Source organism: Candidatus Eisenbacteria bacterium, from assembly GCA_035577985.1.
In the GTDB taxonomy this organism is placed as follows: Bacteria; Desulfobacterota; Binatia; order DP-6; family DP-6; genus DATJZY01.
This window is the reverse complement of sequence record DATJZY010000168.1, coordinates 14,009-39,679: the sequence shown is the minus strand read 5'-3', so window position 1 is coordinate 39,679 and position 25,671 is coordinate 14,009. Positions and strand designations below refer to the sequence as shown.

General features: G+C 70.7%; 24 protein-coding genes. 9 read left to right on the top strand and 15 right to left on the bottom strand.

Annotated elements, in window-relative coordinates; all coding sequences use genetic code 11:
* Positions 1-78: 78 nt before the first annotated feature.
* The 6 genes from VMS22_24255 to VMS22_24230 form a co-directional block, all read right to left on the bottom strand.
* Positions 79-1,743: a c-type cytochrome gene (locus VMS22_24255; GenBank protein HXJ37153.1), complete on the bottom strand. Its 1,665-nt coding sequence runs from the start codon at positions 1,741-1,743 to the stop codon at positions 79-81.
* Positions 1,744-1,881: 138 nt separating this feature from the next.
* Entirely contained in the window at positions 1,882-4,728 is a 2,847-nt protein-coding gene (locus tag VMS22_24250) for a biotin/lipoyl-containing protein (protein HXJ37152.1), read from the bottom strand.
* Positions 4,728-6,425 (bottom strand): carboxyl transferase domain-containing protein, encoded by a 1,698-nt coding sequence (locus tag VMS22_24245; protein HXJ37151.1) that lies wholly within the window; start codon positions 6,423-6,425, stop codon positions 4,728-4,730. Before VMS22_24245 ends, VMS22_24250 begins: the two co-directional genes overlap by 1 nt.
* 336 nt (positions 6,426-6,761) lie before the next feature.
* Positions 6,762-8,162, bottom strand: coding sequence for a pitrilysin family protein (locus tag VMS22_24240; GenBank protein HXJ37150.1), 1,401 nt, complete (start codon positions 8,160-8,162; stop codon positions 6,762-6,764).
* A complete protein-coding gene (locus VMS22_24235) occupies positions 8,159-9,496 on the bottom strand; it encodes a pitrilysin family protein (protein HXJ37149.1) in 1,338 nt (445 codons plus the stop codon). Before VMS22_24235 ends, VMS22_24240 begins: the two co-directional genes overlap by 4 nt.
* A 26-nt stretch (positions 9,497-9,522) precedes the next feature.
* Positions 9,523-10,998, bottom strand: coding sequence for a glycosyltransferase family 39 protein (locus VMS22_24230; protein ID HXJ37148.1), 1,476 nt, complete (start codon positions 10,996-10,998; stop codon positions 9,523-9,525).
* A gap of 55 nt (positions 10,999-11,053) precedes the next feature.
* Here VMS22_24230 and ligA point away from each other — a divergent pair, with 55 nt between their 5' ends.
* The 5 genes from ligA to VMS22_24205 all read left to right on the top strand — a co-directional run bounded on the left by ligA (position 11,054) and on the right by VMS22_24205 (position 16,553).
* On the top strand, positions 11,054-13,063 hold the full coding sequence (gene ligA / locus VMS22_24225) for an NAD-dependent DNA ligase LigA (protein HXJ37147.1): 2,010 nt from the start codon (positions 11,054-11,056) through the stop codon (positions 13,061-13,063).
* On the top strand, positions 13,063-13,338 hold the full coding sequence (locus VMS22_24220) for an acylphosphatase (GenBank protein ID HXJ37146.1): 276 nt from the start codon (positions 13,063-13,065) through the stop codon (positions 13,336-13,338). The genes ligA and VMS22_24220 overlap by 1 nt, the downstream gene beginning before the upstream one ends.
* Positions 13,322-14,977: a glycosyltransferase family 39 protein gene (locus VMS22_24215; protein ID HXJ37145.1), complete on the top strand. Its 1,656-nt coding sequence runs from the start codon at positions 13,322-13,324 to the stop codon at positions 14,975-14,977. Before VMS22_24220 ends, VMS22_24215 begins: the two co-directional genes overlap by 17 nt.
* An 81-nt stretch (positions 14,978-15,058) precedes the next feature.
* Positions 15,059-16,036, top strand: a complete 978-nt coding sequence (locus VMS22_24210; GenBank protein HXJ37144.1) for a deoxyhypusine synthase family protein — start codon at positions 15,059-15,061, stop codon at positions 16,034-16,036.
* A gap of 223 nt (positions 16,037-16,259) precedes the next feature.
* On the top strand, positions 16,260-16,553 hold the full coding sequence (locus VMS22_24205; protein HXJ37143.1) for a putative quinol monooxygenase: 294 nt from the start codon (positions 16,260-16,262) through the stop codon (positions 16,551-16,553).
* Between the two features lie 4 nt (positions 16,554-16,557).
* On the opposite strand, the gene VMS22_24200 is transcribed toward VMS22_24205, so the two are convergent.
* Genes VMS22_24200 through VMS22_24190 form a run of 3 tightly spaced genes read right to left on the bottom strand, consistent with a single transcriptional unit; the run spans position 16,558 to position 18,973 of the window.
* The gene (locus tag VMS22_24200) at positions 16,558-17,136 is read right to left on the bottom strand and encodes a DNA-3-methyladenine glycosylase I (protein HXJ37142.1); all 579 of its coding nucleotides are present in this window, start codon (positions 17,134-17,136) and stop codon (positions 16,558-16,560) included.
* The gene (locus VMS22_24195) at positions 17,133-18,206 is read right to left on the bottom strand and encodes a 3-deoxy-7-phosphoheptulonate synthase (protein HXJ37141.1); all 1,074 of its coding nucleotides are present in this window, start codon (positions 18,204-18,206) and stop codon (positions 17,133-17,135) included. Before VMS22_24195 ends, VMS22_24200 begins: the two co-directional genes overlap by 4 nt.
* On the bottom strand, positions 18,203-18,973 hold the full coding sequence (locus VMS22_24190) for a helix-turn-helix transcriptional regulator (protein ID HXJ37140.1): 771 nt from the start codon (positions 18,971-18,973) through the stop codon (positions 18,203-18,205). Before VMS22_24190 ends, VMS22_24195 begins: the two co-directional genes overlap by 4 nt.
* Before the next feature lie 64 nt (positions 18,974-19,037).
* Between VMS22_24190 and VMS22_24185 the strand changes: the two genes are divergently transcribed.
* The 4 genes from VMS22_24185 to VMS22_24170 all read left to right on the top strand — a co-directional run bounded on the left by VMS22_24185 (position 19,038) and on the right by VMS22_24170 (position 22,037).
* Positions 19,038-19,421: a VOC family protein gene (locus tag VMS22_24185; protein ID HXJ37139.1), complete on the top strand. Its 384-nt coding sequence runs from the start codon at positions 19,038-19,040 to the stop codon at positions 19,419-19,421.
* Positions 19,418-19,783, top strand: coding sequence for a VOC family protein (locus tag VMS22_24180; protein HXJ37138.1), 366 nt, complete (start codon positions 19,418-19,420; stop codon positions 19,781-19,783). The genes VMS22_24185 and VMS22_24180 overlap by 4 nt, the downstream gene beginning before the upstream one ends.
* Before the next feature lie 107 nt (positions 19,784-19,890).
* Complete coding sequence (locus VMS22_24175; GenBank protein ID HXJ37137.1) at positions 19,891-20,526, top strand: hypothetical protein; 636 nt, start codon at positions 19,891-19,893, stop codon at positions 20,524-20,526.
* Positions 20,514-22,037: a tetratricopeptide repeat protein gene (locus tag VMS22_24170; GenBank protein ID HXJ37136.1), complete on the top strand. Its 1,524-nt coding sequence runs from the start codon at positions 20,514-20,516 to the stop codon at positions 22,035-22,037. Before VMS22_24175 ends, VMS22_24170 begins: the two co-directional genes overlap by 13 nt.
* Positions 22,038-22,040: 3 nt before the next feature.
* Here VMS22_24170 and VMS22_24165 read toward each other — a convergent pair whose 3' ends face one another.
* The 6 genes from VMS22_24165 to VMS22_24140 form a co-directional block, all read right to left on the bottom strand.
* Positions 22,041-22,496 (bottom strand): hypothetical protein, encoded by a 456-nt coding sequence (locus tag VMS22_24165; protein ID HXJ37135.1) that lies wholly within the window; start codon positions 22,494-22,496, stop codon positions 22,041-22,043.
* 1 nt (position 22,497) lies between these two features.
* Positions 22,498-23,157, bottom strand: coding sequence for a hypothetical protein (locus VMS22_24160; GenBank protein ID HXJ37134.1), 660 nt, complete (start codon positions 23,155-23,157; stop codon positions 22,498-22,500).
* Positions 23,158-23,201: 44 nt separating this feature from the next.
* Positions 23,202-23,783, bottom strand: coding sequence for a class I SAM-dependent methyltransferase (locus tag VMS22_24155; protein HXJ37133.1), 582 nt, complete (start codon positions 23,781-23,783; stop codon positions 23,202-23,204).
* Positions 23,784-23,792: 9 nt separating this feature from the next.
* Positions 23,793-24,404 carry a TetR-like C-terminal domain-containing protein gene (locus VMS22_24150; protein HXJ37132.1) on the bottom strand — a complete coding sequence of 204 codons (612 nt, stop codon included), beginning with the start codon at positions 24,402-24,404 and terminating at the stop codon, positions 23,793-23,795.
* Between the two features lie 2 nt (positions 24,405-24,406).
* Positions 24,407-25,105, bottom strand: a complete 699-nt coding sequence (locus VMS22_24145) for a crotonase/enoyl-CoA hydratase family protein (GenBank protein HXJ37131.1) — start codon at positions 25,103-25,105, stop codon at positions 24,407-24,409.
* A 123-nt stretch (positions 25,106-25,228) separates the two neighbouring features.
* On the bottom strand, positions 25,229-25,630 hold the full coding sequence (locus tag VMS22_24140; GenBank protein HXJ37130.1) for a DUF1992 domain-containing protein: 402 nt from the start codon (positions 25,628-25,630) through the stop codon (positions 25,229-25,231).
* Between the last annotated feature and the right edge of the window lie 41 nt (positions 25,631-25,671).

Genomic DNA, 25,671 nt, shown 5'->3' with positions numbered 1-25,671 from the left:
GCCGAGCGATTATCGGGGAGCGAACGCTGCACCCCCGGGACCGCCCGCGCCGCCTCTCCGCTGCGACGATCCGCGCGCTCAGGGGCAGCCCGTCCGCACGAAGGTGACGATCTTGTCGATCTGCGTGTTCGTGAGGTCCGGCAACGCGGGCATCCCACCCGTGCCGTCGACCACGGCGTCGTAGACGTCGGCCGAGCTGGAGCAGCGGATGTTGGGACCCTGGACCTGGTCGGCGTTCTGCCCCCCGCCGCCGTTCGGCCCGTGGCACGTCGAGCAGTTCGACGCGAAGAGATCGGCCGGAGTCTGCGTGCAGTTCGGCGAGAAGAAGCCGAACATGCTGGTCACCTCCGGGTCGGTGAACGGGAGGCTCGGCATCACCGGGAAGGTGAAGCCGCGTCCGCGCGTGATGGCGCTGTTCACCCGGCTGCGCACCGAGCAACGGATGTCGGGCCGACCGCGCGGCGCGTCGCCCTGCCCGTTCTGGCCGTGGCAACCCGCGCAGTTGTTCGCGTAGAGCGTGGCGCCGGTCGCGCTGCCGCTGGGGCACAGGCCGTCGAGGTAGGTCTGGATGCGGGCACTCTCGGCGTCGGTCACGCTCAAGAGCGCCGGCATGCCGCCGAAGACGCCCACGACGCCGTAGTACACGACGTAGCGGGCGGCGCGCGCGCAATGGATGTCGGGTGCGGTGCCGCCGTGGGCGTCGGCGCCGTGGCACGTCGCGCAGTTGCCCGCGTACAGATCGGCGCCGGTCGCGGTCGCGGCGGGACACAGGCCGTCGAGGTAGCTCTGGATGTTCGCGATGTCCGCGTCCGTGAGCCGCAGGAAGGCCGGCATCGTCGTCTCGGGCGTGGGGCCGGGACGCCCGGATTTCACCGCGTCGCTGACGTCGCGATTGCAGCGCACCGCCGGTCGGCCGCCCACGCCGCGGGCGTCGGTGCCGTGGCACGACGAGCACTGCGCGAGGTAGAGCGCGGCCTTCGGGTCGCCCGGATCGACGGGCTGCTGGGTCGCATCGCATTGCCCGGTCGCGACGAGGTCGACCCAGTGCTCGAGCGCCTGCATGCCGGGGCTGCCCGGCTGGAGCTGCGCGCCGCCGCCGTGGCCGAGCCCGCCGGTCGGCTTCTGGAGCAGCACCGAACCCGGAGGGTCGACGACGTCGATCAGCGCCGCGAGGCTCGTGCGCGTGGCGGCCGGATCGTCGGCCACGACGCGCAGGCGCGTCTGCTGCGCGGCGCCGCCGGCCACGTGGCACGTCGAGCATACGGGCACGAGCGCGCGGGCCATCACCTCGGTGCTGAAGACGTCCTCGCACATGGTCGAGCCGGCGCGGCGAGGCGCCAGCACGAGGACGGCCTTCAGCCGGCCGGCGGCGCCGCGGATCCGCAGCACGCCTTGCGTGATGACGGCGTCCTTCGAAACGCCCGTCCACTTGACGCGGCTGCCCGCGGCGGTCGCACCCTTGAGCGTCATGCGCCGGCCGCGCTGGCGGCCGCTCACGGAGTAGTCACCCGACGTCGCGTCGCCGGCGATCGTGAGCGAGAGCATCCCCGAGAGCCGCGGGCCGCTCGCCTCGAGCGACGCGCTGGCGCCTCCGCTCCGCCCGCCGTCGAGAATCAGATGCCCGTCGTACGACGTCGCCGCGCCGGCGACGCGCGCACTCGCGAGCACGGCGACGGCGATCAGCACGTGCAGCCATCGGCTCTCTCGCCGCGGCGCCCGCCACATCGTCTGCGCTGTGGCCATGTCCGGGTGCTCCACTTCCGGTGGCAGGTCCAGCAACGCCCGTGCCGTCCGGGACGAACGGACGGGCGCGGCGATGGGGGGCGCGGCGGCGAACGCGTGACGGCGCGCTCCGCGCGTGACGCTCCGGCGACGCGGTGCTCAGCCGAGCCGCTTCAGATACGCGTCGGTGCTCGCCCGCACGCGTCTTTCGCGCTCGGCCGGATCCTCGTCGACGATGATCTCGTCCGGCCGCACCTTGAAGAGCGGCTGTCCCTTCCGCACGACGCCGCCCTCGACGAGCACCTCGGTCACCGTGCCCGCGAACTCCGCACGCACGGTGTTGAACATCTTCATCACCTCGATGATGTAGAGCGGATCGCCCTTCTCGAAGTGCGCGCCCTCGGTGACGAACGGGGGCAGGTGTGGCGCTTCCTGCGCGTAGAACGTGCCGCCCATCGCGGCGACGATCTCGTCGGCCTTGGTGGCGGGTGGCGGTACGAGCACCCGCCGCATCGCCTCCTGATGCTTCGGATCGTGGAGGCGCGCGGGGATGTCGACGGTGAGATCGTCCTTCAGCTTGAGATCGTAGAAGCCGACCTTGGCCGCGATCATCGGCAGCAGATCCAGGATCTCGAGCCCGAGCTGATGGCCGGCGTGCGCGGCGCGCACGCGGCCCCAGGTCGCCTCGTCGAACCCGAACGCGGGCGCGTCGCCGGCGAGCGTCGCGTCGAGATCCGGCCACGACGTGCCCGCGGGCACGCGCGTGGCGAGCCTCTCGTAGAAGCCGAGCGCGGTGTCGAGGAGGTCCCGGTCGTGATCCCAGATCTGGTTGGCGGCCGCCGACTGGGTGCCGTCCATGTCGAGCAGCCGGTACGTCTCGGCGAGCACCTCGACGGGATTGCGCAGCCACTCGACGCCGTCGCGCACGACGAAGTCCTGCCGGTGCTGCGAGAGCCACGCCGACAGGAAGTGTGGCTCGGTGAACAGGAGCCGGATCGGCCGCTCGAGGAGCGTCTCCTTGAGGCCGATCACGTTGCGCGTCGCCTCGAGCCCCTCAGGCACCGCGGCGGCGGTCGCGCGTCGCTCGATCTGCTGGAAGGCGTACTCGAGATCGAGGGTGTGCGCCTCCTGGGCGAGCTCGCCGACCAGCGTCAGGTACGGCACGACGAACTTCGTCGTCGGCTTCGCCCAGGGATCGCGCGCGAGGAACCAGGTGAGGATCCCGTAGTGGAACTCGAGGTTCGTCGCGAGGTCCATGCCGCGCAGGGTCGTGCGCCGGAAGATCTCTACCAGGCGCTGCCAGCTCTCGACCCGATCCTTGCCGGTCGCGAGCAGGAGCGCGATGTTCGAGTCGTACGCGCCGGCGAGCCGATAGCGCATGAAGAGGTTCGTGTCCGGGTTCTTGATGCAGATGCCCTGGTCGTCGCGGATCTCGCCCGCGATCGGGTCGGACCACGACATGATGACGCCGCCCGCCGCGGGATTGAGCGCCCGATCCGTCGCGTTGAGCCGCGCCTCGATGGCGGCGCCCTCACGCACGACGCGGGCGGGCTTCGGCAAGCGGCGCTTGTGGCGCGCGATCAGCGCCATGGCCTCGACCAGCGACTGGACCTCGAAGGAGTCCTTCGGGTCGTCGGGGTTCGTGAAGCGCAGGGCGTAGCACAGCTCCGAGACGCGATGCTCCACCTGGATGCGCGTGTTCACCTCCATGAAGTAGTGCCGCTCGCCGTCGACGATGCACTCGAACGTCGACGCCGAGTCGAGCTTCACGGCGGAACCGAAGCGCGCAGCCTCCTCCTCCATGCGGGTCAGCACGCCGAGGTCGCCCTCGAGCGCGCGGGCCTTCGCGAGCGCGCCCGCCGCGCGCGCCTGGGCGAGCGCGTCGCGCAGGCCCTCCTGCGTGACCGAGACCTCGACGAGCTTCTGCTCGTGCATCTGCAGCGAGCAGTCGCGCCCGCCGAGCGAGACGCACCACTCGCCGTTGCCGAGGATCTGGATCTCGTTGTGACGCGTCTGCTCGATGTTGAGCTCGAGCAGCATGTTCTTGTTGTCGCCCACGCCGGTCGCCTTGACCTCGGAGAGCACCTCGCGCACGAGCCCGGGAACCTGTGCAGCGTCGTTGAAGATGCGCTGGCCCTTCCCGCCGCCGCCGCCGATCGCCTTCAGGCGGAAGCGGCTGCCGGGCTGCTCCGCGAGCAGGCGCGCCGCCTCGGCCTTCAAGGTCTCGCCGAGCTCCTCGATGGTGAAGAGGTCGATGCGCTTTCGGTACGAGGCCTCGAGGACCCGTTCGGCGAGCTCCGGGAGCGGGCGCTTCGCGTCGCCCAGCCCCGAGACGTCGAGCCCCTGCTCGCGAGCGACGCGCGCGAGCGCCGTGCGATCGGGGTACTTCCGCAGGAGCGTACGGACCGTCGCGTCGTTGAGCCCGGGCGTGACCGACACCCGGTTCTCGATCGCGGTGCGCTTGGCCTCGTCCTTCGCGCCGGCGGCGGTCTGCGTGTGGGAGCAGGGGCCGATGAACGAGAGGCCGGCGTCCTCGAGCGCGCGCACGAACTCCGCGTCCTCGGCCATGAAGCCGTAGCCCGCGAAGACGTACTCGTAGCCGTGCTCGCGGCAGATGCGGATGATGTCGGCGATGCGCTCGAGCCGCTCGGCCTTGGTGGCACCCGTGTAGTCGGGCAGCGCGTGGACGTGCTTCGGATTCATGATCCGCAGCTCGGGCGAGAGCGCGCGCGGGAAGACGATGCTGTCCTTCTCCGAGAGCAGCATCCCCACCTGCGTCATGCCCATCTCGCGGAAGACGTCGATCGCCTCCTTGCGGATCGGGCCGCGGCAGACGATCAGGATCTTCATGTCGTCGCACGCGAACGAGCGCACCCACGGCGAGCGCGCCTCCCCGAGCCGCCGGTCGCGGAACTGGAACGGATTCGCCCCGTAGGACGCGCGCGACTCGGCGAGTCGGCGGTCGCGATCCTTGGTGGCGTCGATCGGCCGGGCCGGAATCGCCATCAGTGGAACTCGCGCTGCGGCTCCACCATCGGACCGGGGACGTAGTGGTTCAGGAGGAACTTCAGGTGGTGCGTCAGCACGCGACGGAGGTCCGTGGGCATGACGATCTCGGAGATGGAGCCGAGGCTCAACGCCTCGCGCGGGTTCATGAGCTCACGCTCGTAGCGCTGGTTGAGGAGCGCCTCCTGCGCCCGCAGCCATTCCGCGACCTCCGCCTCGGGCACGCCGGCCTTGCGCTTCTTCGCCGCCTCGTCCCGCATCTGGCGGATCTCGGTCTTGTAGACGAACTCCTTGCCCGCGGTGCCCATGACGGCGACGCGCGTCGTCGGCAGCGCGAGCACGACGTCGGCGCCCGTCGCGTAGCTGTTGAACGCGGCATAGGCGCCGCCGAAGGCGTTGCGCAGGATGAGCAGGATGCGCGGCGTGCGGATGTCGATGATGGCGTCGAGCATGGCGCGGCCGGCCTGGACGATCCCGCGGCTCTCCTGGTCGCGACCGGGCAGGAACCCGGTCGTGTCCTCGATGAAGACGACCGGGGTGTTGTAGATCGAGCAGAAGCGGACGAAGCGCGCGATCTTGTAGGCGGCGTCGACGTCGATCTGCCCGCTCGCGACGGCGCTGTTGTTGGCAACGAAGCCGACCACGTGGCCGCCCAGGCGTCCGAACGCGGTGATCGCGTTGCGGGCCCGATCGGGTTGCAGCTCGAAGTAGTCGGCGTAGTCGCACACGCGCTCGATGAGGATCGTCACGTCGAGCGGCGTGTTGAAGCCGGTCGGCGAGTTGAAGGCCTTGCGCAGGAGGGTGTCGATCTCGTTCGTCTGGCGGTCGACGGGGTCGCTCGTGCGCTCGTACTGCGGCGCGACCCGGTTCGAGTTGGGGAGGTAGCTGAGCAGGCGCTGCGCCGTCTTGAGCGCGGCCACCTCGTCCGGCACGGTGAGGTCGGCGACGCCGCTCGCGCCGTGCACCTTGGGGCCGCCGAGGTCGTCCGGCGTCACGTCCTCGCCGAGGACGTTCTTGATGACCGCCGGTCCCGTGAGGCCGAAGAACGTGTCGTTCGGCTGGATCACGAAGCTGCCCTGCCGCGGCAGATACGAGCCGCCGCCGGCGTTGTAGCCGAACATGCACATGATGCTCGGCACGACGCCGCTGATCTTGCGGAGCGCGGTGAAGGCCTCGGCATAGCCGTCGAGGCCGCCGATGCCGGCCGGGACGAACGCGCCGGCGCTATCGTTCATGCCGATGCACGGGATGCCGCGCTCGCCCGCGAGGTAGATCAGGTTCGCGAGCTTGCGGCCGTTGGTCGCGTCCATCGAGCCGGCGCGCACGCTGAAATCGTGGCCGTAGAGCGCCACGTCGCGGTTGCCGATCTTCACGATGGCGGTGACGATGGATGCGCCGTCGAGGTTCGGGCCCCAGTTCTGGTAGAGGACGGTGGGCTGCGTCTCGGGGTCCTGCAGGACCGCGATGCGCTCCCAGACGGTCATCCGGTCCTTGGTGTGCTGGCGGATGATCTGGATCGTGCCGGCCGCCTCGTAGGGCTTGCGCCGGAGCTCCTCGCCGGCGGCGAGCGCCTGGTCGTAAGGGCCCTGCGAGGCTGGCGTACCGGCGGCACGGGACGCGTCGGCCAGCGGGTCGTCGAGCGCGGGGGTCACGGCCGATTGCGTCGCCGCCTTCGTCTTCGTCGTGATCTTCGCCATGGACCTCGCGGGACGCACGGGCGCAGCCGGCGCCCCCTCGAACGCCCCTACCTAGTGGGGTCGGGGAGAAAACGCCAGCGGGGTGCGGGTCGGGGCGGCTTCGCGGCCCGTGCGTTGTCCGCGCCGGAGCGGATGCCGGGGGGGTCGCCGCCTTCGCTCCCCGGTAGTCGCTCGGGGCGGCGACCCCCCGGCACCCGCTCCGGCGGGCAGTGCGACGCAGCGCGAAGCCGCTTCGACAAGTTCGGAGGGAGTGGTACCGGGGCGTCAGTGACGGATATGCGGCGATGGGCTTCCGCCCGGTCGCCGTCGTCCGGAAGTACACGCGACGCGTCGGCGCTACTTGACGTCGAGCGCGTCGCACGCATCCGGCGTGACGACTCGCACGGCGCCCAGCCCGGCCTCAAGCGGCGCCTTCACCTCGGCGGCCTTCCCCACCACGACGATCGCGACGGCGTCGGATTCCGGCATGTGCTGGGCCGCGGCGCGCGACGCCATCTCCGGCGTGACGGCGGCGACGCGGCTCCGATAGGTCACCAGCTCGTCCTGCGGCAGCCCGTTGAACTCGATCTCGGCGAGGCGCGCGGCCATGGCATCGGGCGTTTCGAGGCGGAGCGGGAACTGCCCGCGCATGTAGGTCTTCGCCTTGGCGATCTGCTTGGGATCGATCGCTCCGCTCCGGAAGTCGCCCTCGACCTGCAGCGCCAGCATCAGCGTTTCGACGGTGGTGGGCGTCTTCGTGAACGTCTGGATGCGGAAGTCGCCGCCGACCAGGCGCGCGACGAAGACGCTCGACGCGCCGTAGGTGAGGCTCCGCTTCACGCGCAGCTCCTCGATGAGGCGCGACGTGAAGCCGCCGCCGAGCACCGTGTTCGCGACCTGGGCGGGAAGCAGGTCCGGATCCTTGCGCGCCATCGCGATCGCGCCGATGCGGATCTGCGTCTGGGTCGCGTCGGGCTTGTCGACCAGCAGCACGCGCCGCGCACCCACGGGCTCGGGCGCGCCGGCGCGGGCGGCCACGGCCTCGGCTCCCGGCTTCCAGTCGCCGAACGCCGCCTGGATGCGCGCGAGCGCGTCCTCGGCCTTGACGTCGCCGACCAGCGCCAGGATCGTATCGTTGGGCCGATACCAGCGGTCGTAGAAGTCACGCACGTCGCCGCGCCCGAGGTCCTCGACGGTCTTGCGACGTCCCTCGACCGGACGGCCGTACGGATGGCGACCGTACAGCCAGGCGGCGAAGCACTTCTCGGCGATCTCGGACGGCTCCTCGAGCTGGCTCACGAGCGAGGCAAGCTGCTCGTCGCGGACGCGCCGCACCTCGTCGCGCGCGAACGCAGGGTCGCGCACCACCTGGCGCAGGAGATCCATTCCCGCGCCGAAGTCGCCGGAGAGGAATTCGGCCGTGATGACGCTGGCGTCGGTCCCGGCGGCCGCGTTGATCGAGCCGCCCAGCGACTCGATGGCGCGCGCCAGATCCTCGGCCGAGAGGCGATCGACGCCACGCTTGAGGGAGCCGGCCGTGAGCGCCGCGAGCCCCTCCTTGCCCGGGGGATCCTGCGCGGCGCCGGCGCCGACGAAGATGGCGACGTCGACCAGCGGCAGCTCGTGATACTCCGACACGATGACGCGAAGACCGTTCGGGAGCGTCGTGCGCGTCACCGGCGGCAGCACGAGCTCGTCGGCGGCGCGGGCCGTGGCGCCCGCGAGAGCCGCGGCGAAGAGCAGCACGAGCCGCATCATTTGGCTGCCTTCCGTTCCTGCGTCGGCTCGAGCACGACGATCGTGCGGCCCGTGGGGACGAGGTAGCGCTGCGCCACGCGCTGCACGTCCTCGGCCGTCACGGCATCCCAGGCGTCCTCCAGGCCGAACAGCGCTCGGTAGTCGCCGAGGACGGTCTCGAAGAAGCCGAGCTGGTTCGCCTTGCCGCTGACGGTCTTCATCGAGCGGACGAGCTCGGCGCGGAGCTGGCGCTTCGCCTTCGCCAGCTCGTCCGGCGGCACGAGCTTGCGGCCGAGGTCGGCGAGCACGACGTCGATGCGATCGACGAGGTCCTTCGCCGTGCGACCCGGTCGCGCCTGCGCGTGAATGCTCAGCAGCTCGAGATCGATGCCCCAGTCGAGGTCCGCGTCGACCTGGGTCGCGACCTCGTGCTCGCGCACGAGGTCGCGATCGAGGCGGCTCGACTCGCCGCCCGAGAGGACGCGCGTGGCGACGTCGAGCGCCGGTCGATCGGGATCGGCGGCGCGCACGGCCTTGTAGCCGATCAGCACCGACGGCAGCTCCGCCTGGCGGCGTACGATGATGCGCCGCTCGCCGTTCTGCTCGGGCTCCTCCGCGTGGACGGGGGCCGGCGGGGGACGGCGCGGGATGGCCCCGAAGTAGCGCTCGGCGAGAGCAAAGCCAGCCGACGGCTCGATGTCACCGACCAGGACGAGGGTCGCATTGTTCGGCGCGTAGTACGTGTGGAAGTAGGCGCGCGCCTCGTCGAGCGTGATGAGCTTCAGGTCCTCCATGAAGCCGACGGTGTTCCAGCGATAGGGGCTGCGGACGTAGGCCTGCAGGTAGAGCGCCTCGTTCATCGCCCCCTGCACGTCGTTGTCGATGCGCAGGCGGCGCTCCTCCATCACGATGCCGCGCTCCTGCTCGAGGTTCTTCGGGGTGATCGCGAGGTTCGCCATGCGATCGCTCTCGAGGTCGAGGATGATCGGCAGCGCCTCGCGCGGGAAGTTGTTCAGGTACGCGGTGTAGTCGCGGGTCGTGTAGCCGTTGGTCGAGCCACCGTTCTGCTCGATCGTGTCGTCGAACACGCCCGGTCCGAAGCGCTTCCCGCCGTTGAACATCATGTGCTCGAACAGGTGCGCGATGCCGGTCGTCCCGTAGTGCTCGTTGCGCGAGCCGGCGCGGAAGAAGATGTACGAGCTGACCACCGGGGCAGAATGGTCCGGGTGGACGAGGACACGGAGGCCGTTGCGGAGCGTGCGCGTCTCCACCGGAAGCGTGATGCCCCGCGCCGCCGGAGGCACCACGAGCGCGAGCGCCGCGATCGCGGCCGTGGCGACGAGGAGGCGGCGCACCCGGGTCGTCTACCAGACCCCGCGGGTCAATCAAGCTCGCGGGCGACGAGGACGAGCTCGGCGTTGCCGCGCTGATCGTGCTTCACGAGCCGGCCCTCGCCGAGCGCGCTCACGATCGACGGCGCGTCGGTCGCCTTGATCCGCGAGCCGACGAACCAGACCCGCGCTCCTGCTGCCAGGGCGCGCCGCAGCTCGCCGGCCATCTCGTCGCCGCCCACGGCGGTGATGCCCGCGGCCAGATTCGGCGTATAGCCGACCGTGGTGCCGGCCCACGGCACCAGCACGGGAACGTCGCGCTGATAGTACGCGACGACGTATGCGCTCGGGCCGTAGACGAGCACGCGATCGGTCGGCCCGCGCTCGTGCTCCATCTCGACCACGAGCGGTCCCAGATCCTCCACGTACGACGACACGCCGAGCGTCGTCCACGCCCGCGCCCAGGCGGCGTCGGCGACGACGAGCACGAGCGCGAGCGAGGCCACGATGCGCTCGACGCGAGCCGGCGCGACGGCACAGGCCACGAGCGAGGCGATGCCGCCGACGCCGAGCAGCGTCGTGCAGAAGAGGAGCACGCGGCCCTCCGTCAGCGGGACGAGACGGAGCGCCGAGAGCGCCAGCAGCAGGGCGACGAGCGTCGCGACCGCGATCGCGAGCGTGACGGCGATCTCGCCGCCGCGCACGCATCGCCACGTGATGGCCGCGACGGCGGCGATCGCACCGATCGGCCCCAGCACCGACGCCCATGCGCTCCACGCCCAGGTCGCGATGCTCCTCGCCATGACCAGGGCGTCCGTCGCGGGAAGGAAGCTCTGCGCGTAGTACGCCTGGAGCGCAGGCGAGTGGTGGGGGCGGAGCACCAACCCGTAGAGCAGGCCGCTCCCGATCGCGACCAGCACGAGGAGCGCGACGGCCGCGCGCGTGCCGCGGTGATCGCCGCGACGCCACGCCGACGACGCCACCGCGACCAGCAGGGCCGCGCCCACGAAGGGCTGGCTGTTCGACACGAGCATGCCGCCGACGAGCGCGGCCGCGAGGGCGCCGAGGCCGCGTCCGCCCGGCCCGACGCGCAGCGCCAGGTCGAGGGCGAGCAGCGCGACGGCAGCCTCGGTGCTGTACTGCTTCAGTACCTTCGCGTAGCCGATCGACAGCGGATCGGTCGCGATGAGCGCGAGCGCCGCGAGTCCACCGGCCGGGTGCCCCGCGATGCGGGTCCCGATGCGATAGGCGAGCACGAGGGTCGCGAGGCTCGCCGCCAGCGGCACCAGGCGCAGCACGACCTCGGGTGGACCACCGAGTCTCGCGAGCGGCCACAAGAGGGCCGCCCAGCCGATCGGCGTCACGCTGAGCGCGAGCCACCATTGCCCCCATCCGCTCATCCGGGTCGTCAGCGCCACCCACGCCTCGTCGGTCCAGAAGCCGTAGCGTCCGAAATCCTGCAGGCGGTAGGCCACGCCGCCGAGCCCGACGGCGATCGCTGCGACCGTCCACCAGGTGGTGCGCACGCGGCGCGCTTACGGAGATGACGCCCGCCGGTCAAGCTGGTAGATGCCGTCGCCGATGGCGCGACCGGCGCAGAGCGTCCGACACGAGGTCGAGCGCCTGCGGCGCGAGATCGACGAGCACAACTACCGCTACCACGTGCTCGACGATCCGGAGATCTCGGACGCCGAGTACGATCGGCTGTTTCGCCGCCTGGAGGAGCTGGAGCAGGCGCATCCCGAGGTCGTCACGCCCGACTCGCCGACCCAGCGGGTCGGGGCGACCCCGGCGTCGGGATTCGAGACCGTGCGCCACAGCCAGCAGATGCTGTCGCTCCAGAATGCGATGACGCGCGACGAGATGGAGGAGTTCGACGCGCGGGCACGGAAGTTCCTCGGGCTCACGTCGCTCGCCTACGCGGGCGAGCCCAAGATGGACGGCGTCGCGATCGAGCTCGTCTACGAGCGCGGCGTGCTCACCGTCGGCTCGACGCGCGGCGACGGCGTCACCGGCGAGGACGTCACCCGGAACCTGCGCACGATCAAGAGCGTGCCGCTCCACCTGCGCGCGACCGAGCGGCCGGTTCCGAAGCTGCTCGAGGTGCGCGGCGAGGTGTACCAGCCGCTCAAGGCCTTCCAGGCGCTCAACCGCGAGCGCGAGGAAGCGGGCCAGCCGGTGTTCGCAAATCCCCGCAACTCGACCGCGGGGTCGTTGAAGCAGCTCGATCCGCGCGTGACGGCGTCGCGTCCGCTCGAGCTCGTGTGCCACGGCGTCGGCGAGGTCGAGGGGACGTCGTTCAAGACGCACGCCGAGCTGCTGGCCGCGCTCGCGTCGTGGGGCCTCCGCCCCGTGTCCGAAAGCCGCGTCCTCGAAACACTCGACGAGGTGGCCGCCTACTACGACGACCTGGCGCAGCGCCGCGACGACCTGCCGTTCGAGATCGACGGCGTGGTGATCAAGGTGAACGACATGTCGCTGCAGCGCCGGCTGGGCCAGGTGTCGCGCGCTCCGCGCTGGGCCGTCGCGTGGAAGTTCCCGCCGCGCCAGGCGCCGACCCGGGTGACGAACATCTTCCCGTCGGTCGGGCGCACGGGCGTGCTGACGCCGGCCGCCGAGCTCGAGCCGGTCGCGGTGGGCGGCGTCACCGTGCGCAACGCCTCGCTCCACAACATGGACGAGGTGGCACGCAAGGACATCCGCGTCGGCGATCGCGTGCTGGTCGAGCGCGCCGGCGACGTCATCCCGTACGTCGTGAAGGTGCTCGATCCCCATCGTCACGGGCGCGGCAAGCCTTTCCAGATGCCCGCCAAGTGTCCGGTCTGCGGCGCCAAGGTCGTTCGTCCGGAGGACGAGGTCGCCTATCGCTGCACCGGCGCCGACTGTCCCGCCCAGATGAAGCAGCGCCTGCGGTTCTTCGCGCACCGCGGCGCAATGGACATCGAGGGGCTCGGCGAGAAGCTGGTCGAGCAGCTCGTCGACAAGGGCATCGTGAAGCACCTGCCCGACCTGTACGCGCTCGACCTCGAGACGCTGACCGACCTCGAGCGCATGGGCGAGAAGTCGGCGACCAACCTCCTCGCCCAGATCGAGCGCAGCAAGCACACCTCCCTGCCCCGCTTCCTCACCGCGCTCGGCATCCGCCAGGTGGGCGACGCGACGGCGAAGGCGCTCGCCGACCATTTCGGCACCCTCGAGGCCGTGATGGGCGCGTCCATCGAGGAGCTGCAGGAGGTGCGCGACGTGGGTCCGGAGGTCGCGGCCAGCATCCGCCAGTTCTTCGACGAGCCGGGCAACCGCAAGCTCATCGCCAGGCTCGAGCGCGCCGGCGTCCGGCCGGCCCCGGTGGTGCGCCGGCACGGACCGCTCGAGGGAAAGAAGTTCGTGCTGACGGGCGGGCTCGGATCGATGACGCGGCCCGAGGCCCAGCGCCGGATCGAGGAGCGCGGTGGCCGCGTGGTGTCGAGCGTCAGCAAGGAGACCGACTACGTCGTCGTGGGCGCCGATGCGGGCTCGAAGCTGAAGAAGGCCGAGAAGCTCGGCATTCGCCTCCTCGACGAGGACGCGTTCCTGCGCATGGTCGGCGGCTGATGGTACGCGCGCGCCTTCGGATCCTCGGCCGGGTGCAGGGCGTGTGGTACCGCGGCTCGATGCAGGAGGAGGCCCGCCGACGGGGCGTCGCCGGATGGGCCCGCAACGAGCCCGACGGCAGCGTCGCCGCCGAGGTCGAGGGCGAGCGGCCGGACGTCGATGCGCTCATCGCGTGGGCGCGCCGGGGCCCGTCCGGCGCGCGCGTGAGCGAGGTCGTCGTCGAATGGATTTCCGCCACCGGCGACGAGCAGGGCGACTTTGCGATTCGACGCTGAGCGTGCGCCGCTCGTGGTCGGCGCCGTCTTCCTGGCGCTCGCGCTGCACGGCCTCGGTGCCTACGACGTGGTCGGGGACGACGAGGCGCGCGAGGTCGGCATCGTGCAGGACGTCGCCGCCGGGCACTGGCTCTGGCCGCGCTTCAACGACCGGATGATTCCCGACAAGCCGATCCTGTTCCACTGGGTCGCGGCGATCCCGTGTCTGGTGGCGGGCTTCTCGGAAACGGCCGTGCGCCTGCCGGCCGCGCTCGCGGCGGCGGGCCTCGTCGCGTGGACGACCTGGTTCGGCATGCGGACGCTGGGCGCGAATCCCGGCATCGCGGCCGGTCTCCTCCTCGCGACCTTTCCCGCCTTCTTCGACCGCGCCCGTGTCGCGCGACCCGACACGCTGATGCTGGTGCTCCTGGCCACGGCCCTCGGCCTCGCCTGGACCGCGTGGCGCCATGATCGCCGTCGCGACGCGACGTCGGCTCTCGTCCTGCTGGGTCTCGCGACGTTCGTGAAAGGGCCGGTTCCACCCGTGCTCTTCGGGGCGACGATGGTGGCCTTCCTCGCCTGGCAACGCGAGCTCCGTCGCCTGCGACTCTTCCTCTCCGTCCCCGGCCTCGCGGCCTTCGTGCTGCTCGGCTTCGGCTGGTACGCGGTCGCGATGGCCGGCTGGGGCGACGAGTTCGTCCGCCAGCACCTGGTCGGGCGCTACGTGCGGAACCTCGCCGGCGGGCTCGCGCAAGGCCGCGCGTACTCGCCGAAGTCGCTCGGCTACCATCTGAGCTTCTACCCGATCCACCTCCTGTCGATCGCGCTGCCGTGGACGCCGCTCGTCGTGGCGGCCGTGATCCGCCTGGCTCGCCGGCGCGGGTTCGCGAATCCCCTCGTGCGCTTCCTCGTCTGCTGGATCGTCGTGCCCGTGGTCGTGTTCACGCCTGCGGAGTACAAGCTGCGCTACTACCTGCTGCCCTGCCTGCCGCCCCTGGCGCTCCTCGCAGCGCCGCTCGCCGTCGAGCTGGTGACGCGTCCGCTCGGCCACCTGCGCGCGACACGCCAGTCGATCGTCGCGGGCCTGATCGTGCTGCTCGCGGGCGCGGCCGCCGCGTGGCTCGCGCTCGCCCGCCCCGATCTGCTGTCCGAGGCCGATCAGGCGGTGCTCGAGGCCGTCCTCGCCAGCATCCCGGGCGGCAAGGGCGTCGCGGCAGCGATCGTGGGAATGCTTCTCGGCGTCACCGGCGCCGCGGTCGTGCTCCGCCTGTGGGGACCGCTCATCGCGGTCACGGGCGCGCTCGCGATCGGCTGGCTCGCGGTCGGGGCGCCGGCAGTCGCCGTTCGCGCGAGCCAGGCGCAGTCGCTGCGCCCGTTCGCAGAGACGATCCGTGACCGCTTCCCCGCGCCCGGAGCCCTCGCGTTCTACGGCGAGACCGTGCGGTCGGTCGTCGTCTACGTCGGGCACCCGGTCCCGTCTCTCGGACGCGACGCGCGTCGCATCACGCCCGGTCTCGGCGTCATCGCCACGCCGGCGGCCTACGAGGTGCTCGCCCGGGCGGGCTACGTTGGTCCGACGCTCGCGATCGGGAGCGGCCTCACCGGCAACCTCGAGCGCGCCACGCTCGTGCTCGCCGAAGGCCTCGAAAAACCCCGTTGACGGGCTTTGTCGCCGGGCGGCGATCCGCTATGTACGGGCGATCGTGCAAGGATCTTCGCCGCACTTCGGAGGAGGAGGACGATGAGCGCGAAGCCGATTTCCACCTTCATCCGGCATCATTTCCGGCACTTCAACGCGGCCGCGTTGGTCGACGCCGCGGAGGCGTACCGCAAGCAGGTCGACGGCGGCGGCAAGATGCTGATGGCCGTCGCCGGCGCCATGAGCACGGCCGAGCTCGGGCTCTCGCTCGCGGAGATGATCCGGCGCGACAAAGTGCACGCGATCTCCTGCACCGGCGCGAACCTCGAGGAGGACGTCTTCAACCTCGTCGCGCACGATCACTACGTGCGCATCCCGCACTATCGGGATCTCACGCCGAAGGACGAGGAAGACCTCCTGGCGCGGCACCTGAACCGCGTGACCGACACCTGCATCCCCGAGGAAGAAGCCATGCGCCGCATCGAGCGCCTCGTCGCCGAGTACTGGCTCGCCGACGACGCCAAGGGCGAGCGCGGGTTCCCGCACGAGTACCTGTACCGGCTGCTGCTCTCGGGGAAGCTGAAGAAGCTCTACCAGATCGATCCCAAGGACAGCTGGATGATGGCCGCGGCCGAGAAGAACCTGCCGATCTTCGTCCCCGGTTGGGAGGACTCGACGCTCGGCAACATCTATGCCGCCCATTGCCTGCGCAACGACTTGAAGCATACGGGCACCGTCCGCACGGGCGTCGAGTACATGATGGCGCTGGCCGACTGGTACCAGAAGACGGCGTCGCAGACGCCGGTCGGCTTCTTCCAGATCGGCGGCGGCATCGCCGGCGACTTCCCGATCTGCGTCGTCCCCATGCTCGAGCAGGACTTGCGCATCGAGGGCGTGCCGCGCTGGGCGTACTTCTGCCAGGTGAGCGACTCGACGACGAGCTACGGATCGTACTCGGGCGCCGTGCCGAACGAGAAGATCACGTGGGGGAAGCTCGTGGCCGAGACGCCGAAGTTCATCATCGAGTCGGACGCGTCGATCGTCGCGCCGCTCATCTTCGCGTACGTGCTGGATTGGTGACGTTCTCGACACGCGGCGGCGGGGCGAGGGAGCCGTCTAGGCTCGCGGTCCTCGGCCCGTGCGCGCCGCGTAGACCGCGGCAACACAACCGCCAATCGTTGCGCGCGCAAGGGCCTGCGGGCTCGCCACGACGGCTCCCTCGCCCCGCCGCCGCTGGCGATGCATCGCCAATCTGCGCTCGCGCGCCCTGGCGGGCGCGCATCGCCAGTGTCGTGGGGGGTTCATGATCGTCGTCACGGGGAGCATCGTTGCGCGGGCGGATACGTTCGATCGGGTGTTGGCGCTGAGCCGCGAGCACGTGTTGCGGTCGCGGGCGGAACCGGGGTGCCTCTCGCATGCGGTGTACCGCGACGTCGAGAATCCGCTGCGGCTCGTGTTCTTCGAGGAGTGGGCCGACCGAAAGGCGCTCGCGAAGCATTTCGCCGTGCCGGCGTCCGGCGAGTTCGTGACGAGCGCGGGGGCGCTCGCGGCCGAGCCGCCGACGCTGCGGATCTACGAGGCCACGCCGGCGTCGTGAGCGATCATCGCCGCATCCGCCCCGCGAGGCGGCGGTGGCGGAAGCACGTGACCAGGTGGTCGTTCACCATACCGACGGCCTGCATGAACGCGTAGCAGATCGTCGAGCCGACGAAGCGGAAGCCGCGCGCACGCAGGTCGCGGCTGAGCGCGTCCGACTCGGCGGTGCGGGCCGGGACGGCGCGGAGGCTGCGGCGGCGGCCCTGGAGGGAACGCCCGCCGACGAACCGCCAGACGTAGCGATCGAACGAGCCGAACTCGGCCTGCACCTTCAGGAACGCGCGAGCGTTGCCGATCGCCGCGTCGATCTTCTGGCGATGGCGCACGATGCCGGCGTCGCGCACGAGGCGCGCGGCGTCCGTGGCGCGGAAGCGCGCGACCTTGCGGGGATCGAAGCCGGCGAACGCGCGGCGGTAGCCGGGCCGCTTCTTGAGGATCGTCGACCACGCGAGGCCGGCCTGAGCACCCTCGAGGACCAGGAGCTCGAACAACCGCCGATCGTCGTGCACGGGGACGCCCCACTCGCGGTCGTGGTACTCGACGTCGAGCGGCGTGCGCGGCCAGGGGCACCGCCGTTTCGTCATCGCGCGCGGCGTGGCAGGACGTCTTTCAACGTCGCGTGGGCCGCGCGCAGCATCGTCTCGGTCGTCGCCCAGTCCACGCACGGGTCGGTCACCGAGCAGCCGTAGCGCAGCTTGGAGAGGTCGGCGGGGATCGGCTGGTTGCCCGCCTCGATGTTGCTCTCGATCATGAGACCGACGATCGAGCGGTTGCCGTCGCGGATCTGGTGGACGCAGTCCGCCATCACGAGCGGCTGCAGGTTCGGATCCTTCGAGGAGTTCGCGTGCGAGCAGTCGACGACGACGTTCGGTGCGAGCTTCGCCGCCACCAGCGCCTTCTCGGCGGTCGCGATGCTGACGGTGTCGTAGTTCGGCCGGCCGCCGCCGCCGCGCAGCACCAAGTGCCCGTAGGCGTTGCCGCGCGTCCGCACGATCGACGAGCGCCCCTGCATGTTGATGCCGAGGAAGGCGTGCGGGCTCGCCGCCGACTTGATCGCGTTGATCGCCGCCTCGGTGCTGCCGTCGGTGCCGTTCTTGAACCCGACCGGCGTCGAAAGGCCCGACGCCATCTCGCGATGGGTCTGCGACTCCGACGTCCGCGCCCCGATCGCCGTCCACGAGACGAGGTCGCCCAGGTACTGCGGCCCGATCGGATCGAGCGCCTCGGTCGCCGCGGGAAGCCCGAGCTCGGCCACCTTCAGCAGGAACGCACGGGCCTTCTCCATCCCCTCCTCGACGTGGAAGGAATCGTCCATGCGAGGGTCGTTGATGAAGCCCTTCCAGCCCGTCGAGGTGCGCGGCTTCTCGAAGTAGACGCGCATGACGAGGACGAGCGTGTCGCGTACCTCGGCGGCGAGGCGCGCGAGGCGCTGGCCGTAGTCGTAGCCGGCCGTGGGGTCGTGGATGGAGCACGGGCCGACCACGATGAAGAGGCGCGGATCGGTGCGATCGAGGATGCGCTGGAGCGTCGCACGGCCCGCCGCGACCGTCTCGGACGCACGGTCGGAAAGGGGCACGCGAGCATGCAGCTCGTCGGGCGGCGGCATCAAGTCGAGCGCCGCGATGTTGAGGTTTTCCAGCTGCTGGCGGGTCATCGGCTGCGTTGGGCGTGGGCCCTGTAGTATCGCCCGGGCGTGGTGCCGAGCAAACTCTTGAAGGTCGCGATGAAGGCGCTCGGGCTGTCGTAGCCGACCTGGAGCGCGATCGACGTCACGGGCTCGCCGCGGGCGAGGAGGCGCATCGCCTGCAGGAGGCGCGCCTGCTGGCGCCAGCGACCGAGCGACATGCCGGTCTCTTTTCGGAACAGGCGCTCCAGCGTCCGCCGGCTCGCCCCCGCCGATCGCGCGAGCCGATCGACCGGCGCGGTCTCTCCCGGCTCCTCACGGAGCCGCTGCGCGAGCCGCAGCGCCCGCTCGTCACGCGGCACGGGCAGCTCGAGTGGGACGGCCGGCAGCTCGCGGAGCTGATCGACCAGGAAATCGGCGAGCCGCCGGTGCTCGGCGACCTCGCGCCGCAGCGGCGATCGCGCGATCACGTGCAGGATCAGCTCGCGCAGGAGGGGCGAAACGGCAACGACGCAGCAGCGCACCGGCAGGGCCCGCACGAGCCCGGGCTCGATGTAGAGCGTGCGCATGGAGACGCGGCCCGACATCGCGATCGAGTGCGCGATGCGCGCGGGAATCCACACGGCCCGGTACGAGGGCACCACCCAGGTGCCCTGCTCGCTCTCGACGGTCATGACACCGTCGGTGGCGTATACGAGCTGCGCCCAGTCGTGGGTGTGGTGATCGAGCACGGTTCCGGAGGCGTAGCCGACGGCCAGCGTCCGGATGAGCATGCCGCCCGGCTTCGTTTGGCGCATTTCCGACATACGATGGCAGAATAGCGCGAGACCGTCGACCGGTGAGGTCGCTAGGAGAGCCGTCGTGCCCAACAACATCGCCCACTTCGACGTCCCGGCCGACGACGTGGAGCGGGCCCGCCGCTTCTACGAGCGGGTCTTCGGCTGGCGCTTCGAGGCCTGGGGACCGCCGGACTTCTACCTGATCCACACCGGGACGCCCGCCGATCCGGGGATCCACGGCTCGCTCAGCAAGCGTCTCCACGCCGGCGCCGGCCGCGCACGAACGGGATTCGAGTGCACGATTTCCGTCGCCGACCTCGGCCCGATCAGGGCGGCGGTGGTCGCGAACGGCGGCAAGCTCGTGCTCGACGAGCACGAGATCGTCGGCATCGGCACGCTCATCCGTTTCGAGGACACCGAGGGCAACGTCGTCTGCGCAATGCGCTACCTGGAGGAAACGTCATGACGAAGGGCATCTTCTACGTGTTCGCGAACGTCTCGGACCTCGCGCGCAGCAAGAAGTTCTACGCCGAGACGCTCGGCTGGCAGCTCGGCACCGACGAGCCCGGCGTGGCCGGCTTCTCCTTCGGGAGCGGCTACCTCGTGATCCACGCCGACGAGCGGAGCAGAGATGCGCGCCGCTACGCCGGCGGCATGCACGTCGCCGTCCAGGTGGACGACGCACGCGCCGAGCATGCGCGCCTGCGGGGCCTCGGCGTCGAGGTGAGCGAAATCTACGAGCAGCCCTGGGGCGAGCGGAACTTCTCTTTCGACGACCCGGACGGCTACGTCTGGTGGTACGGACAGGCGATGCGCGACCACGCGTAGCGCGCATGACCTGCTACGGCGTGAACGTCGCCGAGCGAGCTGCCCGACACCTCACGTCTTGAGACCCCGGGGTCCCACCGACACACTGATGGGGACCGTCCCACGCCATGCGGCCACGCATCCCGGCACTGCGACTCCTCGTCATCCTCTCCGTCCTCCCCACCTTCGCGCGCGCGGCCGACCCGATCGAGCTCGCCCGCGCCGGGCGCTACACCGAGCTCACGGAGGTCGGTGCCGCGGCCGTGCCGCCGCTGCTGGATGCGTATCCCACGGCCGATCGAGAGACTCGCACCACCATCGTGCTCGCCCTGGGGAGTCTCAACATCAAGTCTGCCGCAGCGAAGGCGACCCTCGACACCGACGTCGACGGGGAGGATTCCTTCTTCCAGGACCTCCACCGCTATGCGCTCGCGGTGGTCGACCCGGCCGTGCGCAGCACGGACCTGCACGAGCTGGTGACCGCGGAAGGCGTTCCGCTCGACCCCGAGCTGGGTCGCTTCATGTACGCGACCCTCGTCACGACCTACGACGAGTGCGACGAGCGCATCGCTCACGCCCGCCGCTACGTGGCCGGGCTCGCGTCCATCGATCGGCAGGCACGCTATGCCGCGATCGTCTCGCTCCGCATCATGACCGGCGCCTCGCACGCCTATCACCCGTGGGCGCCGGACGCCGCACGCGCCGAGCCGCTGCGGGCCTGGCACCGCTGGCTTCGCCGTCTGGAGCAGTCGTGTCGCGGCTGATGGCGCTCGCGCTCGTGCTCTCCACGAGCCTCGCCTTCGCGGTGGTCGCCGAGCGCGGCGATCTCGTCTCGTACTCCTTCGACGACGGGCGGGTCGAGACGGGGCCCGACAGCTTCATCGTCTTCGAGCACGCCAACGGCCACGTCGACCTCTCGGAGGACTACTACGTCACCGCGTACGAGAGCGTCGTCATCGAGGACGTGCCCGGCAACAACGCCTTCCCGGAGATCCAGGGCTACTTCCCGCAGGTCGACGACGGGAAGCTCTACGTCCAGTTCTACCTGATGCCGACCCAGCGCGAGGAGGAGCTGAACATCGCGCTCGCCGGGCCGGCGCGGTTCAACGTCGAGCCGCAGGGGATCGCGCTCTGGCTCATCTTCCGCAACGGCCGGATCGAGCACGTTTCCGACTGGATCCCGCAGGTGCTGCTGCCACGCTTCGAGCCCTTCCAGTGGTACCGCTTCGACGTCGTGTACGACGTCGGGCGCGGGACGTACGACATCGCCGTCGGCGTCGGCGACGATCCGCCCAGCGTCAGCCTGCGCAACCAGCCGAACGCCCCCGGCTCGCCCGGGAGCGGCGTCGGCATCTTCTCGTTCATCGGCGACCTCCGCGATCGCTCGAGCGTCCGCTACTACATCGACTCGCTCAACATCGGACGCAACGACATCTTCGCGCGCAAGCCCGGTGCGATCGCGACGCCGCCGCCGCGGCGGAGCCTCGTCGACCGCCAGATCGAGCTCATGCGGGCGGACCTGGACGTCCTGCCCGGCTTCATCCCGATCCGCGGCGCCTCGGAGCGCAAGGACGTGAACGATCCCTACGTCGCCGGTCTCACTGCGTATCTCGCCCATGATCCCGACCGCGCCCTCAAGCTCACGAACCAGGCGCTCGAGAAGGCCCGCCCCGGCATCGAGCGCGCGCTCTGCCTCAACACCCACGGCGTCGTGCTGCTCGCCTCACACCAGTACGACGCCGCCCGGCGCGACTTCGCCGAGGCGCACGAGGCCGCGCCGTCGCTCCCCGAGCCGGCGCTCAACCTGATCCTCACGGCCGCGCGACAGGGCGACTGGGCCACGGCGTTCGGCATCGCCAACGGCGAGGGTGCACGCCTGCGCGACGACGACCGCGTGCTCGCGCTCAAGGCCAAGATGTGGATGGCACGCGATCGCGCCGGCGCGGCGGCGCAGGCGCTGCTGCCGGCCGAGGATGCGCTCCTGGTCGGCTATCGCCTGCTCCTCGACGTCGTCACGCGCGGCGTCGCCGCGGTCGGCACCGACGCGATCGAGGCCTACGCCGCCGCGCACGCCGACGACGACGAGTTGAAGGAGCTCGCGGGCGACGTGTTCTTCGCCGCGGGAGACTACCGGCGTGCGCTTCGCCAGTACAGGGCGATCGCCGCCGGAGCGTGCGATCGCTCGGTCCTGGTCAAGGCGTCCGACGCCTGCGAGCGACTGGGCGACTCTGCCGGCGCGCGGGCGTTCCGCGAGCGGGCGTACGGGAAGCTCTGAGCGCTACAGGAAGTCGAGCGCGCAGAGGTAGTCGTAGAACGCGTCCCGGTTGTGCGCGTTCTCGCCGGGGTAGAGGCGCATGAGCTCGGCGTACGCCGCGTGCAGCCGGGCGCTGGCCGTCTGCACGGCAGCCTGCTCGCCGTCGACGATGTAGGCGCGCTCTGCGACGACGGCCTCGGTGACCAAGGCATGCACGCGACGCAGGCGCTCCGGCAGCTCGAGCGCGCGGAGGTCGGCCAGCACGCCGTCATGGCCCGACTTCACTACGCGGGCGACGATCGCGTGATCGACGAGCGTGAACAGCCGGACCAGGGCATCGGCCTCTTCGGCGTTCATGGTGGCGGCACCGCGATCGAAGACCGTCCGGCGGTGCGGGATGGACGCGTACGCGGCGTCGATCGACATCGCGGCCACCGATCGGGCGAGCAGGACCAGCGCCCCCAGCGCGACGAGGCGCACCTCAACCGTCCTTCAGGAGCGCCGGGATGGCCGGCAGGAGCTGGGTATAGAGGTTGTGGCGTGGGCTGTGCCCGGTGGCGTCCCAGCGCAGCACGAAGCGGCGATCGATCAGCTGGAAGCCCGGCACCATCACGAAGCTCGCGTCGTTGTGGAGCGCGGGTCCGCCGGCGAGCACGTACTGATGCTTCGCCACGTCGCGACCGAAGTGCTGCGCCCACGCGCGCGCGTCGTCCTCGGTCGGCGCGCCGAGCTTCATGTCGAAGAGAAGGATCTGCACGAACACGAGGTCGTCGCTCGGAAACGTCACGCCGCGCGCGTACTGCGGCACGAGCTCGTCGATCGCCGGCAATCCGCCGTCGGACTCGACGCCACCGAAGGTGCCGAGACGCTTCGCGCCCGAGAACCCCTGGCAGGCGGGGCACGTCATGCCGATCATCTCGACGAGGATCACGCTGCCCTTGAAGGAGGAGAGCGCCGTCAACCGTCCCGTCTGATCGACCAGGTGCAGATCGGGATACGGCTCGCCGACGCGCGGCGGCCAGACGCTGGGCGCCTCGGTCTGCGAGGCCGGCCGGGCGGCGGCCGTGTCGTCATGGCCGCAGGCCGTCGCGACAAGAACGAGCGCCGCGAGGAGAGCCGCGTGCGCGTGCCGGACCTTCATGCGCTTCAGTGTGTGGGGCGATGCCGGGAATGAAAAGCACGGGACTACGCGCCGGAGCGCGCGAGCACGACCTCCCACACGACCTTGGGAAGGCTATACCGCTGGATGACGAGCTCCTCGATCCCGAGCGTGCGCCAGCCGGTCGCGAACAGCACCGTCACGTCGTCGTGGTCGAAGAAGCGCTTGGGGTGGCCGTCGACCAGGTAGTACCGCTCGTCGATCTGCGGGTGGCCGCTCGCGCCGTGGTTGTGGTCGCCCGTGGAGTTGAGACGGGCGAGGAGCACGCCGGCCGGCCGAAGGACGCTTCGCAGGCGCCCGGCCAGCGTCAGCGTCTCGGCCCACGGGAAGTAGTGGAGCGACAGGCTCGCGACGACGGCGCCGAGGTCGGCCGCGGCGGGCGGGAACGGCGCCCGGATGTCTTGACAGTGGAACTCGGCGACGGGCACCCTCTTCCGCGCCTCGGCGATCGCTTCCGCGGAGCGGTCGATCGCGATCACGTGCAGGCCGGCGTCGGCCAGCACAGCCGTATCGGCGCCCCGCCCGCAGCCCAGCTCGAGCACCGGCTCCGTCACCGCGCGCTCGCGCAGGAGCGGCAGCCAGCGGACGAGCCAGGGATCGCGGCTCATGCGCGCGCGCTAGCACGGGCGCGTCCAACGCGTCGAGCGCAGCCCGTCGAGCACCGCCCGGACGGCGAGATCCCAGCGACGATTGACGGACGCCTTCGACGTTCCGAGCCATCCGGCAGCCTCCGTGGCTGCGAGGCCCTGCGTCAGCGAGACGAGGACGTGTGCGATGTCCGTCTCGTCGCCTTCGATCACACCGGCCTCGATGCAGCGGCGAACACGGCCGATGACGAAGAGGCGAACGGCGCTACCTGCCTTCCTTCCGGCCTCCCCGGGGTCGAAGTCGGCGAACGGTCGCGAGAACATGACCTCCGAGAGCGCCGGATGGTCGCGCACGAACTTCCGCAGAGCGTCCATGACGTGCACGAGATCGGCGCGCGGGTCGTCGGTCTCCTCCAGGCGATCGAAGCTCGCGCGCAGCATCCGGAAGCCCTCGATCAGCATCTCGCGGACCAGGCCGGCCTTGGCGCCGAACAGCTCGTAGACGGCCGGCGTGGAGGTCGCCGCCTTCTCCGCGACCTTGCGGGTCGTGAACCCGGCGACCCCGTCGCTCGCCAGCATCGCGACCGCCACCTGCAGGACGCGATCGCGGAGCTCCGGCGTCCGTTGCTTGGGCCTCGGCACGGCTACGCGCGCGCGCGGAACGCGGCGTAGTCCGCGTCGATCCCGGCGCGGACGGCGGCGAGCGTGTGCGTCCGTGCCCGGAGTTTGCTCGCCTTGTGCGCGACCATGTCGAGCGCCGAGAGCTGTCGCGCGACGTTCCGGGCCGTGGCGTGCAGCTCGGCCGCAGGAACCACGCGATCGAGGAAGCCGGCCTCCACGGCATTGTCGGGCGAAAACGGCTCGGCGATCGTCACCGCGCGGTTGAAGTACGACGGCGAGAGCCGCTGGCGGAGGATCTCCACCGCGGCGCGCGGCATGGTGAGCCCGATGGCGACTTCGTTCGCCGTGAGCTTGTAGGAGCCCGCCGCTCCGAGCCGGTAGTCGCCTGAGAGGAGCAGGAAGACGCCCATCGCGACGGCGTGCCCGGTGCACGCGATCACGACCGGCGTCGGGAAGGCGAGGACACGCTCGGCGAGCTCGAATCCCGCCCGCACCATCATCGCCGCCCCGGAGCCGCCGGCCCTGAGGACCGACAGATCGAAACCGGCGGAGAAGACGCCTTCCCTGCCGCAGAGGAGCACAACCGCTCGATCGGCTTCGGCGCGGTCGAGGGCGGCGTTCAGCTCCGTGAACATCCGGAGCGAGAGCGCGTTCACCTTGCCGTCGTCCATCGTGATGGTGGCGACGACATCTTCGAGCTGGTATCCGACGAGGGCCGGCATCGTGGGCCTCCTTTGGCTTTCAGGACAGCGTTACGGGACGCTGTTACGATTTGGGCGATCCGTGTCAAACGCGCCGGGACCCGCCGCGACGGCGTGGAATCGCGAAATGCCTACCTGCCCCGATCAGCGCCCACGGGCCGTTCGCCATTTGCCGACGACCGCCTCGACGTCGAGCGGCATGACGCTCGACGCCGGCCCGGGCGTCGCTCGCGAGTTGATTCGCACGATGCGCTCGTTGATGGCCGCGACGATGCCGCGAACCTCGGCCTCCGATTCCGCCCGCGCGACGCGCTCGAGGGCGTCCTCGAGCTCCTTGCGGATCGCGAGGGTCGGCGGCAGGTACGAGACGTTCTCGCGACGAAGCTTCTCGCGCACCCACCACATGTCGTCCGGAGGACCGTCGATGTTCGGCAGCGGCTTGCCGGCACCGGCCAGCTTGTCGAACTCGCCGCGCTCCATGGCTTCGCGGATCTGACTCTCCGCCCACGATTCCCAGCTCGTGCCCGGAGGCTTTCGCTGCGTCACGCGCGACCTCCCATCACGAGTACCATCTTGTTGCAACGACG

Excerpts from the sequence above, each read along its gene's own strand:
- VMS22_24205 (HXJ37143.1), top strand. The coding sequence starts at position 16,260 with ATGATCGTCGTCACGGGGAGCATCGTTGCGCGGGCGGATACGTTCGAT.
- VMS22_24160 (HXJ37134.1), bottom strand. The coding sequence starts at position 23,157 with ATGAAGGTCCGGCACGCGCACGCGGCTCTCCTCGCGGCGCTCGTTCTT.
- VMS22_24190 (HXJ37140.1), bottom strand. The coding sequence starts at position 18,973 with ATGCGCCAAACGAAGCCGGGCGGCATGCTCATCCGGACGCTGGCCGTC.
- VMS22_24255 (HXJ37153.1), bottom strand. The coding sequence starts at position 1,743 with ATGGCCACAGCGCAGACGATGTGGCGGGCGCCGCGGCGAGAGAGCCGA.
- VMS22_24250 (HXJ37152.1), bottom strand. The coding sequence starts at position 4,728 with ATGGCGATTCCGGCCCGGCCGATCGACGCCACCAAGGATCGCGACCGC.
- VMS22_24220 (HXJ37146.1), top strand. The coding sequence starts at position 13,063 with ATGGTACGCGCGCGCCTTCGGATCCTCGGCCGGGTGCAGGGCGTGTGG.
- VMS22_24195 (HXJ37141.1), bottom strand. The coding sequence starts at position 18,206 with ATGACCCGCCAGCAGCTGGAAAACCTCAACATCGCGGCGCTCGACTTG.
- VMS22_24180 (HXJ37138.1), top strand. The coding sequence starts at position 19,418 with ATGACGAAGGGCATCTTCTACGTGTTCGCGAACGTCTCGGACCTCGCG.
- VMS22_24155 (HXJ37133.1), bottom strand. The coding sequence starts at position 23,783 with ATGAGCCGCGATCCCTGGCTCGTCCGCTGGCTGCCGCTCCTGCGCGAG.
- VMS22_24210 (HXJ37144.1), top strand. The coding sequence starts at position 15,059 with ATGAGCGCGAAGCCGATTTCCACCTTCATCCGGCATCATTTCCGGCAC.
- VMS22_24200 (HXJ37142.1), bottom strand. The coding sequence starts at position 17,136 with ATGACGAAACGGCGGTGCCCCTGGCCGCGCACGCCGCTCGACGTCGAG.
- VMS22_24145 (HXJ37131.1), bottom strand. The coding sequence starts at position 25,105 with ATGCCGGCCCTCGTCGGATACCAGCTCGAAGATGTCGTCGCCACCATC.
- VMS22_24175 (HXJ37137.1), top strand. The coding sequence starts at position 19,891 with ATGCGGCCACGCATCCCGGCACTGCGACTCCTCGTCATCCTCTCCGTC.
- ligA (HXJ37147.1), top strand. The coding sequence starts at position 11,054 with ATGGCGCGACCGGCGCAGAGCGTCCGACACGAGGTCGAGCGCCTGCGG.
- VMS22_24240 (HXJ37150.1), bottom strand. The coding sequence starts at position 8,162 with ATGATGCGGCTCGTGCTGCTCTTCGCCGCGGCTCTCGCGGGCGCCACG.
- VMS22_24245 (HXJ37151.1), bottom strand. The coding sequence starts at position 6,425 with ATGGCGAAGATCACGACGAAGACGAAGGCGGCGACGCAATCGGCCGTG.